The sequence below is a fragment of the Microbacterium sp. TNHR37B genome (assembly GCF_001620065.1).
In the GTDB taxonomy this organism is placed as follows: Bacteria; Actinomycetota; Actinomycetes; order Actinomycetales; family Microbacteriaceae; genus Microbacterium.
The window spans coordinates 373,776-389,318 of sequence record NZ_LQGV01000001.1 but is presented as its reverse complement, the minus strand read 5'-3'; the positions used below and the strand labels follow the sequence as shown (position 1 = coordinate 389,318).

Annotated in this window: 14 protein-coding genes; all 14 read left to right on the top strand. The window is 69.2% G+C overall.

The features are described from left to right. Positions 1-55 precede the first annotated feature (55 nt). The 14 genes from alaS to AVP41_RS01830 all read left to right on the top strand — a co-directional run bounded on the left by alaS (position 56) and on the right by AVP41_RS01830 (position 15,464). Positions 56-2,725 (top strand): alanine--tRNA ligase, encoded by a 2,670-nt coding sequence (alaS, locus tag AVP41_RS01895; protein ID WP_067159991.1) that lies wholly within the window; start codon positions 56-58, stop codon positions 2,723-2,725. Then, a complete protein-coding gene (gene ruvX / locus AVP41_RS01890) occupies positions 2,722-3,192 on the top strand; it encodes a Holliday junction resolvase RuvX (protein ID WP_067159988.1) in 471 nt (156 codons plus the stop codon). The genes alaS and ruvX overlap by 4 nt, the downstream gene beginning before the upstream one ends. After that, positions 3,192-4,670 (top strand): endolytic transglycosylase MltG, encoded by a 1,479-nt coding sequence (mltG, locus tag AVP41_RS01885; RefSeq protein WP_067159985.1) that lies wholly within the window; start codon positions 3,192-3,194, stop codon positions 4,668-4,670. The genes ruvX and mltG overlap by 1 nt, the downstream gene beginning before the upstream one ends. Before the next feature lie 3 nt (positions 4,671-4,673). Then, positions 4,674-5,507, top strand: coding sequence for a shikimate dehydrogenase (locus AVP41_RS01880; RefSeq protein WP_067159982.1), 834 nt, complete (start codon positions 4,674-4,676; stop codon positions 5,505-5,507). Positions 5,508-5,511: 4 nt separating this feature from the next. Beyond that, on the top strand, positions 5,512-6,723 hold the full coding sequence (gene aroC, locus AVP41_RS01875) for a chorismate synthase (protein WP_067159978.1): 1,212 nt from the start codon (positions 5,512-5,514) through the stop codon (positions 6,721-6,723). Further along, positions 6,720-7,229, top strand: a complete 510-nt coding sequence (locus tag AVP41_RS01870) for a shikimate kinase (protein ID WP_067159974.1) — start codon at positions 6,720-6,722, stop codon at positions 7,227-7,229. Before aroC ends, AVP41_RS01870 begins: the two co-directional genes overlap by 4 nt. Beyond that, positions 7,226-8,302 (top strand): 3-dehydroquinate synthase, encoded by a 1,077-nt coding sequence (gene aroB / locus AVP41_RS01865; RefSeq protein ID WP_067159971.1) that lies wholly within the window; start codon positions 7,226-7,228, stop codon positions 8,300-8,302. The genes AVP41_RS01870 and aroB overlap by 4 nt, the downstream gene beginning before the upstream one ends. Then, on the top strand, positions 8,299-8,862 hold the full coding sequence (locus tag AVP41_RS01860; RefSeq protein ID WP_067159968.1) for a GNAT family N-acetyltransferase: 564 nt from the start codon (positions 8,299-8,301) through the stop codon (positions 8,860-8,862). The genes aroB and AVP41_RS01860 overlap by 4 nt, the downstream gene beginning before the upstream one ends. Positions 8,863-8,872: 10 nt before the next feature. Then, positions 8,873-9,349: a type II 3-dehydroquinate dehydratase gene (locus AVP41_RS01855; protein WP_067162689.1), complete on the top strand. Its 477-nt coding sequence runs from the start codon at positions 8,873-8,875 to the stop codon at positions 9,347-9,349. Positions 9,350-9,423: 74 nt separating this feature from the next. Then, entirely contained in the window at positions 9,424-9,984 is a 561-nt protein-coding gene (gene efp, locus AVP41_RS01850) for an elongation factor P (protein WP_067159965.1), read from the top strand. An 18-nt stretch (positions 9,985-10,002) separates the two neighbouring features. Further along, positions 10,003-10,413, top strand: coding sequence for a transcription antitermination factor NusB (nusB, locus tag AVP41_RS01845; RefSeq protein ID WP_067159962.1), 411 nt, complete (start codon positions 10,003-10,005; stop codon positions 10,411-10,413). 40 nt (positions 10,414-10,453) lie between these two features. Further along, a complete protein-coding gene (locus AVP41_RS01840; RefSeq protein WP_067159959.1) occupies positions 10,454-13,366 on the top strand; it encodes a DEAD/DEAH box helicase in 2,913 nt (970 codons plus the stop codon). A gap of 84 nt (positions 13,367-13,450) precedes the next feature. After that, complete coding sequence (locus AVP41_RS01835) at positions 13,451-15,004, top strand: Rieske 2Fe-2S domain-containing protein (RefSeq protein WP_067159956.1); 1,554 nt, start codon at positions 13,451-13,453, stop codon at positions 15,002-15,004. A gap of 58 nt (positions 15,005-15,062) precedes the next feature. Continuing rightward, on the top strand, positions 15,063-15,464 hold the full coding sequence (locus AVP41_RS01830; protein WP_067159953.1) for a hypothetical protein: 402 nt from the start codon (positions 15,063-15,065) through the stop codon (positions 15,462-15,464). The last annotated feature ends 79 nt before the right edge of the window (positions 15,465-15,543 follow it).

The following is a 15,543-nucleotide window of genomic DNA, read 5'->3' as shown; positions in this document are numbered from 1 at the left end:
GCTCTGCCCGGACGGGCACGACGCACCCGCATGCTTTCCCGAGGACATACCCCTGATGAAGACCGCTGAGATCGCCCGGCGCTACCTCGACTACTTCGAGAAGAACGGCCACACCATCCTCCCGTCGGCCTCACTGGTCACCGACGACCCTGCGTTGCTGTTCACCGTGGCCGGAATGGTGCCGTTCATCCCCTACTTGAGCGGTGACGTCCCCTCGCCGTACTCCCGTGTCGCAGACAATCAGAAGTGCATTCGCACCCTGGACATCGACGAGGTCGGCAAGACCCCTCGCCACGGCACCTTCTTCCAGATGCTCGGCAACTGGTCGTTCGGGGACTACTTCAAAGAAGGGGCGATCCGCTTCGCGTGGGAGCTGTTGACCACGCCCGAGGACGATGGTGGTCTGGGCTTCGATCCGGCGGACCTCTGGGTGACCGTCTACGAGGAGGACGACGAGGCCCGGGAGCTGTGGTTGACGCTCACCGGCATCCCGGAAGAGCGGATCCAGCGTCTCGGCAAGGACTCGAACTACTGGAGCACAGGCCTTCCGGGGCCGGCGGGGCCCTGCTCGGAGATCTTCTTCGATCGCGGCCCGGAGTACGGCATCGACGGGGGACCGGCGACCGACGACGACCGGTACGTCGAGATCTGGAACCTCGTCTTCATGCAGTACGAGATCACCGACGTCCGGTCCAAGTACGACTTCACGATCGTCGGGGAGCTGCCGGCCAAGAGCATCGACACCGGGATGGGCCTCGAGCGCGTCGCCTTCCTCAAGCAGGGCGTCGACAACATGTACGAGACCGACCAGGTGCGCCCCGTCCTCGACAAGGCGGTGGAGCTGTCGGGCAAGACGTACGGCCAGGTGCACGAGGACGACGTCCGCTTCCGGGTGGTCGCCGACCACGTGCGCTCGTCGCTCATGCTGCTGTCCGACGGCGTGACACCCTCCAACGAAGGGCGCGGCTACATCCTCCGCCGGCTCATGCGTCGGGCGATTCGCGCCATGCGTCTCCTGGGTGTCGAGGGCCCCACCTTCGCGGAGCTGTTCGCGGCGTCACGCGACGCGATGAAGGAGGCCTACCCGGAGGTCGAAGCCGACTACCCCCGCCTGTCGCAGTACGCCCTCGCCGAGGAGGCGACGTTCCTGCGTACGCTCGCGGCCGGATCCGAGCTCCTCGACGCGTCCGTCGAGGAGACCCGCCGCGCGGGCGGTCGCAGCCTGAGCGGGAGCGAGGCGTTCCTCCTCCACGACACGTATGGGTTCCCGATCGACCTCACGATGGAGATCGCCGAAGAAGCGGGGCTCTCGGTGGATCGCGCAGCCTTCGACTCCCTGATGCAGGAGCAGCGGGCGAGGGCCAAGGCCGACGCGCGTTCGCGCAAGCGTCAGCTCGCCGACACCAGCGTGTACCGCGACTTCCGCGCCCACGGCGAGACGGTGTTCACGGGATACAGCGACCTGGAGACGGCATCGTCCGTCCTCGGGCTGTTGGTGGACGGACAGCCGGCGACGCGCGCGACGCAGGGGCAGATCGCCGAAGTGATCCTCGCGGAGACGGCCCTCTACGCCGAATCGGGCGGCCAGGTGGCCGACAAGGGCGTGATCGTGGGGCCCGGCTTCGAGCTCGATGTCATCGACGTCCAAAAGCCCGTGCCCGGCCTGATCAGTCACACCGTCGAGGTCGTCTCGGGAGAGGTGGGGCTCGGGCAACCGGCCACCTCGGTCGTCGACGCGGTCAACCGCCGCGCCGCGCAGCAGGCGCATTCGGCGACCCACCTCGTGCACGCCGCACTGCGCGACACCCTCGGGACGTCGGCGACGCAGGCGGGCTCTCTCAACCGTGCCGGCTACATGCGGTTCGACTTCTCCTGGAACCAGGCGCTGTCGGAGGCGACGAAGAGCGAGATCGAGGAGATCGCGAACAACGCCGTTCGCGACAACCTCGAGGTCACCACGCGCGTGCTGCCGCTCGACGAGGCCAAGTCCCTCGGAGCCATGGCCCTGTTCGGGGAGAAGTACGGCGAGACGGTGCGCATGGTCGACATCGGCGGACCGTGGTCCCGGGAGCTCTGCGCGGGTACCCATGTGGGTCGCAGCGCCGAGGTGGGACTCATCAGCCTCGTCAGCGAGTCGTCCGTCGGTGCCTCCAACCGCCGCGTGGAGGCCCTCGTCGGACTCGACGCGTTCCGCGAGCTCGCGGCGGAGCGCGCCATCGTCTCGCAGCTGACGACGCATCTCAAGGCGCCCCGGGATCAGCTTCCCGCGCGCATCGCGGAGCTTCAGGCGAGCCTCAAGGCCGCCGAGAAGCGCATCGCACAGTTCGAGGCGAAGGCGCTGGGGGAGCGGATCCCCGGGCTCGTCGAGCGTGCGCAGCAGGTAGGGCCGGTGCGCGTCGTGGCTCATGCCATCGGAGCCGTCGGCGCGGCCGACGACTTGCGCACGCTGACCCTGCAGGTCAGGGATCGGATGGGATCCGAGCCCGCGGTGGTGGCGTTGGGGGCGCTGGTCGGCGACGACCGCCCCGTCGTCATCGTTGCGACCAACGAGGCCGCTCGAGACGCCGGAGCCAAGGCGGGCGTGCTGGCCAAGACCGCCGCGGGCCTGCTCGGCGGCGGCGGAGGCGGACGCGACGACGTTGCCCAGGGCGGCGGACCCGACGCCAGCGCGCTCGCCCGCGCGCTCGACGCCGTCGTCGCGGAGCTGAGGTCAGCGGTCGCGTGACCGGTTTCCGACGCGGGGTTCGCCTCGGCATCGACGTCGGAAAGGCACGCGTCGGCGTGGCACGATGCGATCCCGACGGCATGCTCGCGGTTCCGGTCGAGACGGTTCCCCGAGGCCGTTCGACGATCCCTCGGATCGTCGAACTCGTCGCCGACTACGAGCCGCTGGAGATCCTCGTCGGATTGCCGATCAGTCTGAGCGGGAGTGAGACCGCTTCCACCTCGGACGCGCGTGAGGTCGCCGGACAGATCGCGCAGGCGACGGGGCTGCCGGTCCGCCTGGTGGACGAGCGTCTGAGCACGGTGTCCGCGCATGCGGCGCTGCGCGATTCGGGTCGTACGCAGCGAAACTCTCGTAAGCTTGTCGATCAGGTCGCCGCGGTCGTCCTCCTCCAGCAGGCGATCGACGTCGAGAAGAGCACGGGCAACCCGGCCGGTGCTCTGCACAACCCCCCGGAGCCCGTCTGATGCCCGAGACCCCGTCGTCCGACGATCAGTTCGCCGACCTGTTCGGCAAACTGCCGGCTCCGCAACGCGCCGTTCCTTCTCGTCCGGACGGCAAGTCGCCGCCTGATCGTCCTTCCGAGCAGCCCTTGAGTCGACGCGCAGCCCGCGAAGCCGCCGCACGCGGCGATGCCGAGGCTTCCGAGCTGCACCTCGCCGCGGGAGGCGTCGCCGCCGCTCCCGTCACGGCGGCGGATCACGCAGCAACGCCGCGTGCGTCAGGCGAGGCTGCCCGCGGCGAGACCCGCGCCGCCGCGCCCGAGCCGCCCCGCTCGCCGGCCACGATCGACGCGCTGTTCGGCGCCGACGCCGCCGCGTCGGATCACGTGCACGACAAGCGCCATGCCCGCGACCGCCGCAAGGGACGCATCGCCGGGTGGGTGATCCTGGGGATCGTCCTCCTCCTCCTCGGGGGCGTCGTTGCGGGCGGCTTCTACGTCTGGACGACCTACGAAGACAAGATCCGCGCCTTCATGGGGTGGGAAGAGCCCAAGGACTACGAGGCCGGACAGGCCAACGGCGAGGCCGTCGTCACGATCGTCGAAGGCGACACCGGGTCCTCGATCTCCCAGCGGCTGTATGAGGCCGGCGTCACCAAGACCAGCGGGGCCTTCTACGACTATCTCATCTCCAATGCCGTGGCGACGGAGTTCTACCCGGGCGCCTATCGGCTCCAGAAGCAGATGACCTCCGCCGCCGCTCTCGAAGCGTTGGAGGACCCCGCCAACAAGATGGAGAACACCGCGCAGCTGCGTGAGGGGCTGACCGTCGAGCAGTCGCTTCCGATCCTGGCCGATGGCACGGGCATTCCCCTGAAAGACCTCCAGAAGGCCGTCGCCACGCCCGCCGATTACGGCGTGTCGGCCGACAGCCTGGAGGGCTGGCTGTTCCCGGCCACCTACACGTTCGGCCCCGAGGCCACGGCCAAGGACGTCATCAAGACGCTCGTCGATCGCACCATCACGTCGCTCGACCGCGCGGACGTGCCGAAGGACCGCCGTGAGGAGATCCTCACGATCGCCTCGATCATCCAGCGTGAAGCGCGCTTCGAGGACGACTTCTTCAAGGTCTCGCGCGTGATCCAGAACCGGCTCGACAGCTCCAACCAGGAGACGCACGGGCTGCTGCAGATGGACTCGACCGCCCAGTACGGGTACGGCGAGATGCACGACGGCTCGGCCAGCACGAGCGCGGAGGCGCAGTACGACGACAACCCGTGGAACACGTACGTGCGCAAGGGCCTGCCGGTGGGACCGATCGCCAATCCGGGAGACCTCGCGATCGACGCCGCGATGCACCCTGCGGAGGGACCGTGGCTGTACTTCGTGACCGTCAACCTGGACACCGGCGAGACGATCTTCACCGACACGTACCAGGAGCACCAGAAGTACGTGAAGCAATGGCAGTCGTGGTGCGCCGAGAACCCCGACTCCGGCTGCTGACGGATGTCCGGCCAGATCCTGGAGGTGTGGGGAGATCCCATCGCCCACAGTCTCTCTCCGTCTCTGCACACGGCCGCGTACGCCCACTTGGGCTGGAACTGGACCTACGGTCGCCGGCGCGTCGGTGAGGACCGGTTCGCCGCCGAGTTGGCGGGGCTGGACGATCGTCACCGCGGGCTGTCGTGCACCATGCCGCTCAAGGCGGTCGCGTTCGCGGCGGCCGAGTCTCGCGACGACCGCTCGGAGCTCACGGGGGCCGTCAACACACTGCTGCTCACGGAAGGTCGTCGGCGCGGATACAACACCGATGTCGGAGGCATGGTCCGGGCGCTCACCGAGCACGGCATCACAGCGGTGGAACGCGTCCGCATCCTGGGCGCCGGGGCGACGGCTACCTCGGCGCTGGTCGCCCTTGCCGAGATGGGTGCGCGGGAGGTGGAGATCCTCGCGCGACGTCCGACGGCGGCCGGACCACTCGTCGAGCGGGGAGAGCGGCTGGGCGTCGCGGTGCGGACGGGCTCACTGATGGCGAGCTCTCCGGACGCGCGTGAGCTGACGGTCTCCACGATCCCCGCCGACGCGGCGATGGCCTCCACCACCGCTGGCGCCCTCGCCGACGCCGGGGGCGCACTCTTCGACGTCGGGTACGGCCACGGAGCCACCACCCTCACCGCCGCATGGCACGAGACGGGCGCCCTCGTGGTGTCGGGAGAGGCGCTGCTGCTGCATCAAGCCCTCCTGCAGATTCGGATCTTCGCGACCGCCGATGTCTCCGAACCCCTGCCCGACGAGGCGGTCGTGCTGGCCGTCATGCGCCGCGCGCTCGTGGGAGGATAGTCGAATGCTTCGCGTGATCACGGCCGGCGAATCGCACGGCCCCGAACTCGTCGCCGTCATGGAGGGACTCCCGGCCGGAGTGCCGATCTCGCGGGCGGCGATCCAGGAGGACCTCGCTCGCCGGAAGCTCGGCTACGGTCGCGGTTCGCGGATGAAGTTCGAAGAGGACGAGCTGACGATCTCGGCCGGCGTCCGCCACGGCCTCTCCCTGGGAAGCCCCATCGCTCTGCGCGTGGGCAACACGGAGTGGCCCAAGTGGGTCGAGGTGATGAGCCCCGAGCCCGCAGAGCTGACCGATCGCTCGCGAGGCCGCGGCGCCGCCCTCACGCGTCCGCGCCCGGGGCACGCCGATCTGGTGGGCATGCAGAAGTACGGCTTCGATGAGGCGCGCCCCGTGCTCGAGCGCGCCAGTGCGCGCGAGACGGCGGCACGTGTCGCGCTCGGCGCCGTCGCCCGCGCCTTCCTGTCCGAGCTCGGAATCCGGCTCGTCAGTCACACCCTGTCGATCGGCCCCGTACGCGTGCCCGACGGGGCGGCGCTCCCGACACCCGACGACGTGGCCGCGCTCGACGCCGACCCGTTGCGCTGTTTCGACCCCGCCACGAGCACCGCGATGGTCGCCGAGGTCGATGCTGCACGCAAAGACGGCGACACGTTGGGCGGGATCGTCGAGGTGTTGGCTTACGGGCTCCCGCCGGGCCTCGGTTCGCATGTGCACTGGGACCGGCGCCTCGACGCCAAGCTGGCCCAGGCGCTCATGAGCATCCAGGCCATCAAGGGAGTCGAGGTCGGCGACGGCTTCGAGACCACGCGTCGCCGCGGCTCGGCGGCCCATGACGAGCTCTTCTCGGCCGGAGAGGGGATCACCCGCGCAGGCGACCGCGCCGGAGGCACCGAGGGAGGGATGTCGACCGGCACCGTGCTGCGCGTGCGCGCCGGGATGAAGCCCATCGCGACCGTCCCGCGGGCGCTGCGAACCGTCGATGTGGCCACCGGCGAGGCCGCCACGGCACACCACCAGCGATCCGATGTCTGTGCCGTTCCCGCCGCAGGCGTCGTAGCGGAGGCGATGGTGGCCCTCACCCTCGTCGACGTTGTCCTGGAGAAGTTCGGCGGCGACAGCGTGGCCGAGACGCGACGGAACCTCCAGAGCTACGTCGCCGCGATTCCGGAGTCCCTGGCGACAGCGTCCGCGAGCGACGAATCGCTGGGATGACCGAGCGCGCGATCGTCCTCATCGGCCCGATGGGCGCGGGCAAGACGAGCGTCGGCAAACGGCTGGCGAAGGAGCTCGGCCTGTCTTTCTACGACAGCGACGCGGCGGTCGTCCGCGAGCACGGTCCGATCGACCGACTGTTCGCGGAGCACGGCGAAGCGCATTTCCGCGCGCTCGAGCGCGGCGCGGTGCGAGCCGGCCTCGCGCAGGGCGGAGTCGTGTCGCTCGGCGGGGGAGCCGTCCTCGATCCGGAGACGCAGCGGGACCTGTCCGCACACCGTGTCGTGCTCCTCACCGTCCGACCCGAGACAGTGCCCTCGCGCATCCGGCGCACCCGACGTCCGCTCCTGCAGGACGAGGATCCCGTCGCGCGCTGGAACGCACTGTACGAGCAACGACGAGAGACCTACGAACGCCTGGCGGACGCGGCGTTCGATACATCGGTGGGCCCACTGCAGGACGTGGTGACCGCCGTTGCGTCCTGGGTGAGAGGAGACACCGCGTGAGCGCAACCACCGTCATCCCCGTGGGCGGCGAGCAGCCGTACGAGGTCACGATCGGTCGAGGTGTGCGAGACCTCGTCGGTGCGGCTCTGCCGCCTGAGGCGCGCAAGGTGCTGATCGTCCACCCCCCGACCCTCGCCGCTCAGGCGGAAGACCTCCGCGCACGCCTGTCGGACGAGCGCCAGGTGCTTCTGGCCGAGATCCCGGACGCCGAGCAGGGCAAACGCGTGGAGGTGGCCGCCTTTTGCTGGCAGGTGATGGGCCAGGCCGACTTCACGCGCACGGATGCCGTGATCGGCTTCGGTGGGGGCGCCGTCACCGACCTCGCCGGGTTCGTCGCCGCGACCTGGCTGCGCGGTGTGGCGGTGGTGCAGGTTCCCACGACGGTCCTCGGGATGGTCGACGCCGCCGTTGGCGGCAAGACCGGGATCAACACGGCCGAGGGCAAGAACCTCGTGGGCGTCTTCTGGCCGCCCCGCGCGGTCGTCTGCGATCTGGATCTGCTGGACACGCTGTCGGAGAACGAGCGTGTGGCGGGCTTCGCCGAGGTCGTCAAGGCGGGCTTCATCTGGTACCCGGAGATCCTCGATCTGATCGAAGCCGATCCTGCGGCGGCCGTCGACCCCGGCAGCGACGTCTTCCGCCGGTGCATCGAGCTGGCGATCGACATGAAGGCGCGCGTCGTCGGCGAGGATCTGCGCGAGGCGAGTCTGCGCGAGGTCCTGAACTACGGACACACCCTCGGTCACGCGATCGAACACGCCGAGCGTTACCGGTGGCGCCACGGGGCGGCGATCTCGGTGGGGATGATGTTCGCGGCGGAGCTGTCGCGGCTCGCCGGCCGTCTCAGTGATGCCGGCGCCCAGCGGCACCGCGACATCCTCGAGACGCTCGGTCTGCCGACCTCGTACCGCGGCGGAGCGTGGAGCCAGCTGCTGGCCACCATGCAGCGGGACAAGAAGACGCGCGGTTCCCTCCTGCGCTTCATCGTGCTCGATGACATCGCCAAACCGACGGTCCTCCAGGCGCCCGACGAGTCGCTGCTGTTCGCGGCCTACCAGGAGGTGGCCGAGTGAGGCCGGAGGTCGCCGTCCGGCGCATTCGTGCCGACGAGTGGGCCGACGTGCGCGCGCTCCGTCTCGAAGCGGTCAGCGATCCGGCCGCCCCGTTGGCCTTCCTGCACACGTTCGAGGAGGAGTCTGCGCATGACGACGGGTTCTGGCGGGATCGCGCCGCCCACGCCGCCGACAGCGACGACGCAGCGCAGTTCATCGCCGAGAGCGACGGCCGGTGGGTGGGCTCCGCGACGCTTCTTCTCCGCGAAGCGCGCACTGTCGACCACCACGGCCGTGCGGTGCTCACGCGACGGGCCGACGTCGTCGGGGTCTACCTCGCCCCGGATCATCGCGGGGCCGGCATCCTGGGCCGTCTCGTCGACGCGGCCGGCGACTGGGCGGGTGCCCGCGGCGCGACGGCCCTGACACTCGATGTGCATCGCGACAACGAGAGGGCACGACGCGCGTATCACCGACTCGGCTTCGAGCCGACCGGGGTGACGTTCACGAGCAGCATCGGTCCCGAGATCGAGATGCGTCGCGACGTGGCTCCCGCGCCCCGGGCGAGCGGCGACGACTAAGGTGCTGCCTGTGCCCTCTCCCGTCCGGCTGCTCCTCGTGAACGGTCCCAACCTCAACCTCCTCGGCATCCGGGAGCCCGACATCTACGGCCGCGAGAGCCTCGCCGATGTCGAAGAGCTGGTGCGGGAGACCGCTCTCGAGCGAGGCGCCGAGGTGCGGAGCATCCAGAGCAACCACGAAGGCGTCCTGATCGACGCGATCCATGCCGCACGCATCGACTGTGCGGGCATCGTGATTAACCCCGGAGGCCTCACGCATACCTCGGTGGTCCTGCGCGACGCCCTCTCGGGCGTGGCGCTCCCCGTCGCCGAGGTACACATCTCCGACGTCTCCACGAGGGAGCCGTTCCGGCATCACTCCTTCATCCGCGACGTGGCAGTGGTCCACGTCGTCGGCGAGGGCGTCGCCGGATACGCCCGCGCGACTCGCGATCTCCTCGACGTGATCGAGGGCCGCACCGACGGTGCCGAGCGAGCGATCCCGTAGAATCGACTGTCGGCCTGCGACCGGAGCCTCGGCGAGCGGCCCCGAAACCCACACGAACGGAAACCTCCACTCTCATGGCATCCACCGCAGACATCAAGAACGGCGTCGTCCTCAACATCGATGGACAGCTCTGGAGCGTCGTGGAGTTCCAGCACGTCAAGCCCGGCAAGGGCGGCGCCTTCGTCCGCACCAAGCTCAAGAACGTCATGACCGGAAAGGTCGTCGACAAGACGTTCAACGCCGGCGCCAAGGTCGAGCTCGAGAACGTCGACCGACGCGACTTCACCTACCTGTACAACGACGGTGAGGGCTTCGTGTTCATGGACGTGGCCGACTACGACCAGATCACGGTGGGTGCGGCCACGGTCGGCGACGCCGCGAACTTCCTCCTGGAGAACCAGCAGGTCCAGATCGCGCTGAACAACGGAAACCCGCTCTACATCGAGCTTCCCGCCTCCGTCGTGCTCGAGATCACCTACACCGAGCCGGGCCTGCAGGGCGACCGCTCGTCGGCCGGCACGAAGGCCGCCACCGTCGAGACGGGATACGAGATCCAGGTGCCGCTGTTCCTCGAGACGGGCACGAAGGTCAAGGTCGACACCCGCACGGGCGACTACCTCGGCCGCGTCAACTGATCGCCCCACGCCGACTGTATGAGCGCCCGGAGTAAGGCGCGCAAACGCGCCCTCGACATCCTGTACCAGAGCGACGTCCGCGGGGACGATCTGGCCTCCACCCTCGCCGCCGAAGCCCGTCGCGCCGCCAGTGAGCCGGCCCGGGAGGCGTCGTGGCTCTACGCGCGGGAGATCGTCGACGGCATCATCGACAACCGCGACGAGATCGACGAGCAGATCGTCAGCCACGCACGAGACTGGAAGCTCGAGCGGATGCCGACGGTCGATCGCGCGGTGCTGCGGATCGGGGTCTGGGAGATCCTGTTCAACGACGCCGTTCCCACCGCGGTGGCGATCGACGAGGCGGTGGAGCTCGCGAAGGAACTGTCGACCGACGATTCCGGCGCATTCGTCCACGGCGTGCTCGCCCGCATCGCGCGAGCGAGCTGACCGAGCCGCAGCGTCGGAGGCCGGGGCGAGGATATCTGCCATGACCTCCGCACGGCCCCGCTCGTGGCGCGCCGTGCTGCCTGCCGCCGTCGCCGACCCGATCGAGGTCGCCCTCGGCGTTCAGCTGCGCCAGCGCGAGGGTGACGAAGCCCATTGGGGGCCCCGTCGCGTGCGACCGGCGACCGCGCGAAGCGTCGAGACGTCGTCGGGAGAGCTCCGCCTCGCGGTGCGTCCGCTCGTGCGGAGCACGGCGACGGGTGCGTGGGTGCAGGGAGCAGAGACCTGGGAGTCGCTGCGACGCGGAGCGTGGCGCGTCGACGCCGCTCGGCGCCGATGGTTCGCCGCCCTCCACGGCATCGCTCACGACGTGCGGGTCTTCGGAGGCTACGGCGACTCCGAGTGGCTCACGCTCGACGGCGTCGACTCCGATCTCCTGTGGCCGCATCTCACCGCCGCCGATGCCCTCGGCATCCCGATCGTTCCCACCCGCGCCGACCAGGACGTCTCGTTCGCCGTCGCGGCGACGGTGGACCTCCGCGTCGACGCGGAGGGAGCCGGGCTCCGACTTGCGGCGCAGATCACGATCGACGGGGAGGACCCGGGGCCCACCTCGGTGATCCGCCCGATCGGTCACGTGGGCCTGTATGCCGTCCGTCGCGAGGGGGAGGCCCTGCACCTGCGACTGGCACCGGTCGCGCTCGGCGAGACGGCTCATGCGCTGCTGAGCTCTGGCGGGCCCGTCGTTGTCCCCGACGGCGAGCGCGAGGAGTTCCTCCGAGAGGCCTATCCTCGGATCGCGCGAGAAACGGTCGTGGCCGCGGGCCCGCGCGTCCAGCTCCCTCCTCAGCGCCCGGCGGTCCTGCTCGTGCGGGTGGATCTGCAGCCCCGCGACGTCGTCTCGTGGGAGATCACGTGGCAGGACGACGTCACGGGAAGCATCGCGCTGGCGACCGACGGCGAGCGCGACCCCGCGTTGCACCGTCGCCGACGGGCCGCGGAGGCGGCCTGGAACTCATCGCTCGACATCCCTTTCCAGGCCTCCGGGCGCGCATCGGGCATCGCTGCTGCGGAGTTCGTCGCGCTCTTGCTGCCGGCCCTCGCAGAGCTCGACGGCGTGCGGATCGAGACGTCCGGAATCCGCCGTGATTACCGGGAACTGCGGGGGGATCCGCGGGTGACGATCACGACCGTTCCCTCGAGGGAGGCCGACTGGTTCGACCTGGGCGTGCTCGTGGAGATCGAGGGCCGCCGTATCCCCTTCGCTCCGCTGTTCACCGCGCTCGCTCAGCGGCGGAAGCGGATCCTCCTCTCGGACGGCGCCTACTTCTCGCTGGCCCATCGCTCCTTGGACCGACTCCGCGATCTCATCGACGACTCCCGCGATCTCGTCGAATGGGAGGCGGGGCCGCGGTTGAGCCGCTATCACCTGCCCTTCTGGGAGGACTTCGAGGACGCCGCCGACGTCGCCGCGCCGGCCGTCGCCTGGCGGGAGGCCACCGCGGCACTGCGCGCCGCCGCGCCCGCTGACGCGACCCTTCCGACCGGTCTCGCGAGCGACCTGCGGCCGTATCAACGCGAGGGCTTCCGATGGCTCGCGGCCCTGTGGGACGCCGGGCTGGGCGGCGTGCTCGCCGACGACATGGGCCTCGGCAAGACACTCCAAACCCTGGCGCTGATCCGTCACGCGAGCGCCTCAGGACCGGCCCGCCCCGCGCTGGTCGTCGCCCCGACTTCGGTGGTGTCGACCTGGCGCGACGAGGCCGCGCGACATGCGCCGGGTCTCACCGTGCAGGTCGTGACAGCCACCGGTATCCGTCCTGCCGACCTCACCGCCGACATCGTCGTGACGTCCTATGCGCTTCTCCGCCTGGATGAGGCCGCCTATGCCGGGTCGGACTGGTCGGTCGTGGTCTTCGACGAGGCGCAAGCGCTGAAGAACCCCCGCACCCGTGTGCACCGCGCCGCCCAGGGTCTGCGTGCCCGCGCGCGGTTCGCGCTGACCGGTACCCCGCTGGAGAACAGCCTCGTCGATCTCTGGGCGATCCTGTCGCTGACCTCACCCGGTCTCTTCGCCTCCGCCCGGCGCTTCCGCGACGAGTACGTGCAACCGATCGAGCGCGGTGACGGACGGCACGATGGCGACGAAGGGGCCTCGCGTCGTCGGCGGCTCGAGCGGCTGCGGCGACGGCTGCGGCCCTTCCTCCTCCGCCGGACCAAGGACGTCGTGGCCGCCGACCTGCCACCACGCCAGGAGCAAGACGTGCGCATCGACCTCACCAGCGGTCACCGTGCCGTGTACGACCGGGTGCTTCAGCGGGAGCGACGGAAAGTGCTGGGACTCCTCGACGACCTCGACAGTCATCGCTTCATCGTCTTCCGTTCGCTCACCCTTCTCCGAAGGCTCGCGCTCGACCCGTCCCTCGTCGACGCCGGGGGCCCCGGCATCGCGTCCAGCAAGCTCGACGCCCTCCGTGAGCGACTCATGGAGCTGGCCGCGGAGGGTCACCGGGCGCTCGTGTTCAGCCAGTTCACCTCCTACCTCGACCTCGTCGAGCGCGATCTGCGCGCGCACGGGCTCGATCTCGTGCGGCTCGACGGCGCGACGACGCGCCGTGAGGACGTCATCCGCGCGTTCCGGAACGGATCCGCGCCGGTCTTCCTCATCAGCCTGACCGCCGGCGGGGTCGGGCTGACGCTGACCGAGGCGGACTACGTCTTCCTCCTCGACCCGTGGTGGAACCCGGCCGCCGAGCAACAGGCGATCGGACGTGCCCACCGCATCGGACAGTCGCGTCCGGTGACGGTCTACCGGCTCATCGCTTCCGGAACGATCGAAGAGAAAGTGCTCGAGCTGCAGCAGCGCAAGGCTCACCTGTTCCACTCCGTCATCGACGCCGACGGTGCGTTCTCGAAGGCGCTGGGCGCCGACGACATCCGGCGGCTTCTCGACTGAGGCGCGACGCATACACGGCCCGTCGCCCAGGGTCCGGCGAACCGGCTCGCGTAGACTCGTCGGGCTCGACAGGAGGTAGCCATCATGCGGATCACAGGCTTGGGCCACGCGGGAATGTTCATCGAGACGGCAGGGGGCAGCATCCTCTGCGACCCGGTGATCGGCCCGAGCTTTTTCGGTTCCTGGTTCCCCTTCCCCGACAACCGGGCGCTCGACTGGGAGCGTTTCGGGGCGGCGGACTTCCTGTACATCTCGCACCGCCACCGCGACCACTTCGACCCCGCACTGCTGAACCGCTACGTCCGCAAGGACATCAGGGTGCTGCTGCCGGAGTATCCCACCGACGACCTCGAGAAGGACATCCGAGCCTTGGGGTACGAGAACATCGTCTACACGCAGGCCGGTGTGCCGCTGGAGTTCGGCGACCTGCACGTGATGGTCACGCCGCTGCGCGCACCGAGCGACGGACCGATCGGCGACTCGTCGCTGAGTGTGTTCGACGGCACGGCGAGTGTGCTCAACCAGAACGACTCGCACCCCCTCGACCTGGAGAAGCTGCTGTCGTTCACGAAGCCCGACGCCTACTTCACCCAGGTCTCCGGAGCGATCTGGTGGCCGATGGTCTACGACCTTCCCCAGGACTCGAAGCAGACGTTCGCTCAGCTCAAGCGCGACGCGCAGAACAAGCGGGCGATGTACTACATCGAGAAGGTCGACGCGGAGCACGTGTTCCCGATGGCGGGCCCCCCGATGTTCCTTCGCGAGGAGCTGTTCCGTTACAACGGCTGGGGCCTGGAGGACGACTCGATCTTCACGGATCAGCGTCAGTTCCTCGCCCATATGCGTGAGCTGCGCCCCGAGCAGAAGGGCTACGAGTTCGTTCCGGGCACCCAGGTCGATCTGAACCACGGCGAGATCTCGGTCACCCAGACCCTCTACAGCGAGGCGGAGATCGATCGCGTCTTCGACGACAAGTGGGCCTACCTCGCCGAACAGCGCGACTCCCGCCAGGACGAGATCCGCCGCGAAGAGGGCTCGCGCGCCGCGGTCCTTCCGCCCGAGGAGATGCTGCTGGCCATCAAGGAGTGGTGGGAGCCGCTCCTCCGGCGCGCGCGGACCATCCGCAACGGCGTCGGCGGCAACGTCCGCTTCCGCATCGGCGAGCTCGACATGGTCGTCGACTTCCCCAAGGCCAAGGTGCGGGAGTACGCGGGGGAGGAGTGCATCTACTGGTACACGATCCCCGCCGACCTCGTCTCCACGAACATCGCCGACCATGAGATCGACTGGTCGAACTCCATCTTCCTCTCCATGCAGTTCGACGTCGGGCGCAGCGGGAAGTTCAACGAGTTCCTCACGACGTTCCTGAAGTGCTTGTCTCGCGACCGGATCGAGTACGTCGAGAACTGGTACGCGGAGCAGTCTGATCAGACCGAGGACACCGAGCTCGGCGAGTGGACCGTGCAGCGGCGCTGCCCGCACCTGCGCGCCGACCTCACCAAGACCGGCAAGATCGAGGACGGCGTGCTCACGTGCTCGCTCCACGACTGGAAGTGGGACCTCGCCACCGGCCGCTGCCTGACCTCGCAAGGTCATCCCATCCGCGCCGCACGGACGTCGGAGTCCGCCGTCGTCTGAATCCTCTTCCACTCGCGCGCAGATGCACCCAGGATCCCGAGACGCACGCCGGACCGCCATGAGATTCGACCCACTGCACCTCGTGGACGTCCTCGTCTACCTCGTGGTCCTCAATCTGACCGCTCAGTTCGTCCCGGGCGTCGTCGCGGAGAGCTTCGCGGTCTCGCTGGCGACATCCGTGATGCTCAAGCTCGTCCTGGAGGCAGTGCTGCGTCTCAAGAAGGTCGTCGTCGCGCGCCTGCGCGCCGCCTCGACCACCGGACGACGCGTGACCTCGGCGATGATGCTCGCGCTCATTCTGCCGGGCAGCAAGTTCGTCGTGCTGTGGCTGGAAGACTGGTTGTTCGGCGAGGCGGTCTCGCTGGGGGGATTCTGGTCGGTGACGTTCCTCGTGCTCGGACTCACGGCCTCTCGCACTCTGGTGCGGCGACTGCTGGCTCCCGGCGTCCCCACCGTGTGATCCGGATGATCTCGCCTCGCGGCCGGATCCGATAGGCTGGCGGGCGAACCACAGCAACCTTTAACACCGTCCTGTGAGG

Coding starts and splice junctions, on each gene's coding strand:
- alaS (WP_067159991.1), top strand. CDS start 56: ATGAAGACCGCTGAGATCGCCCGGCGCTACCTCGACTACTTCGAGAAG.
- mltG (WP_067159985.1), top strand. CDS start 3,192: ATGCCCGAGACCCCGTCGTCCGACGATCAGTTCGCCGACCTGTTCGGC.
- AVP41_RS01830 (WP_067159953.1), top strand. CDS start 15,063: ATGAGATTCGACCCACTGCACCTCGTGGACGTCCTCGTCTACCTCGTG.
- AVP41_RS01870 (WP_067159974.1), top strand. CDS start 6,720: ATGACCGAGCGCGCGATCGTCCTCATCGGCCCGATGGGCGCGGGCAAG.
- AVP41_RS01840 (WP_067159959.1), top strand. CDS start 10,454: ATGACCTCCGCACGGCCCCGCTCGTGGCGCGCCGTGCTGCCTGCCGCC.
- nusB (WP_067159962.1), top strand. CDS start 10,003: ATGAGCGCCCGGAGTAAGGCGCGCAAACGCGCCCTCGACATCCTGTAC.
- AVP41_RS01835 (WP_067159956.1), top strand. CDS start 13,451: ATGCGGATCACAGGCTTGGGCCACGCGGGAATGTTCATCGAGACGGCA.
- aroC (WP_067159978.1), top strand. CDS start 5,512: ATGCTTCGCGTGATCACGGCCGGCGAATCGCACGGCCCCGAACTCGTC.
- AVP41_RS01880 (WP_067159982.1), top strand. CDS start 4,674: ATGTCCGGCCAGATCCTGGAGGTGTGGGGAGATCCCATCGCCCACAGT.
- efp (WP_067159965.1), top strand. CDS start 9,424: ATGGCATCCACCGCAGACATCAAGAACGGCGTCGTCCTCAACATCGAT.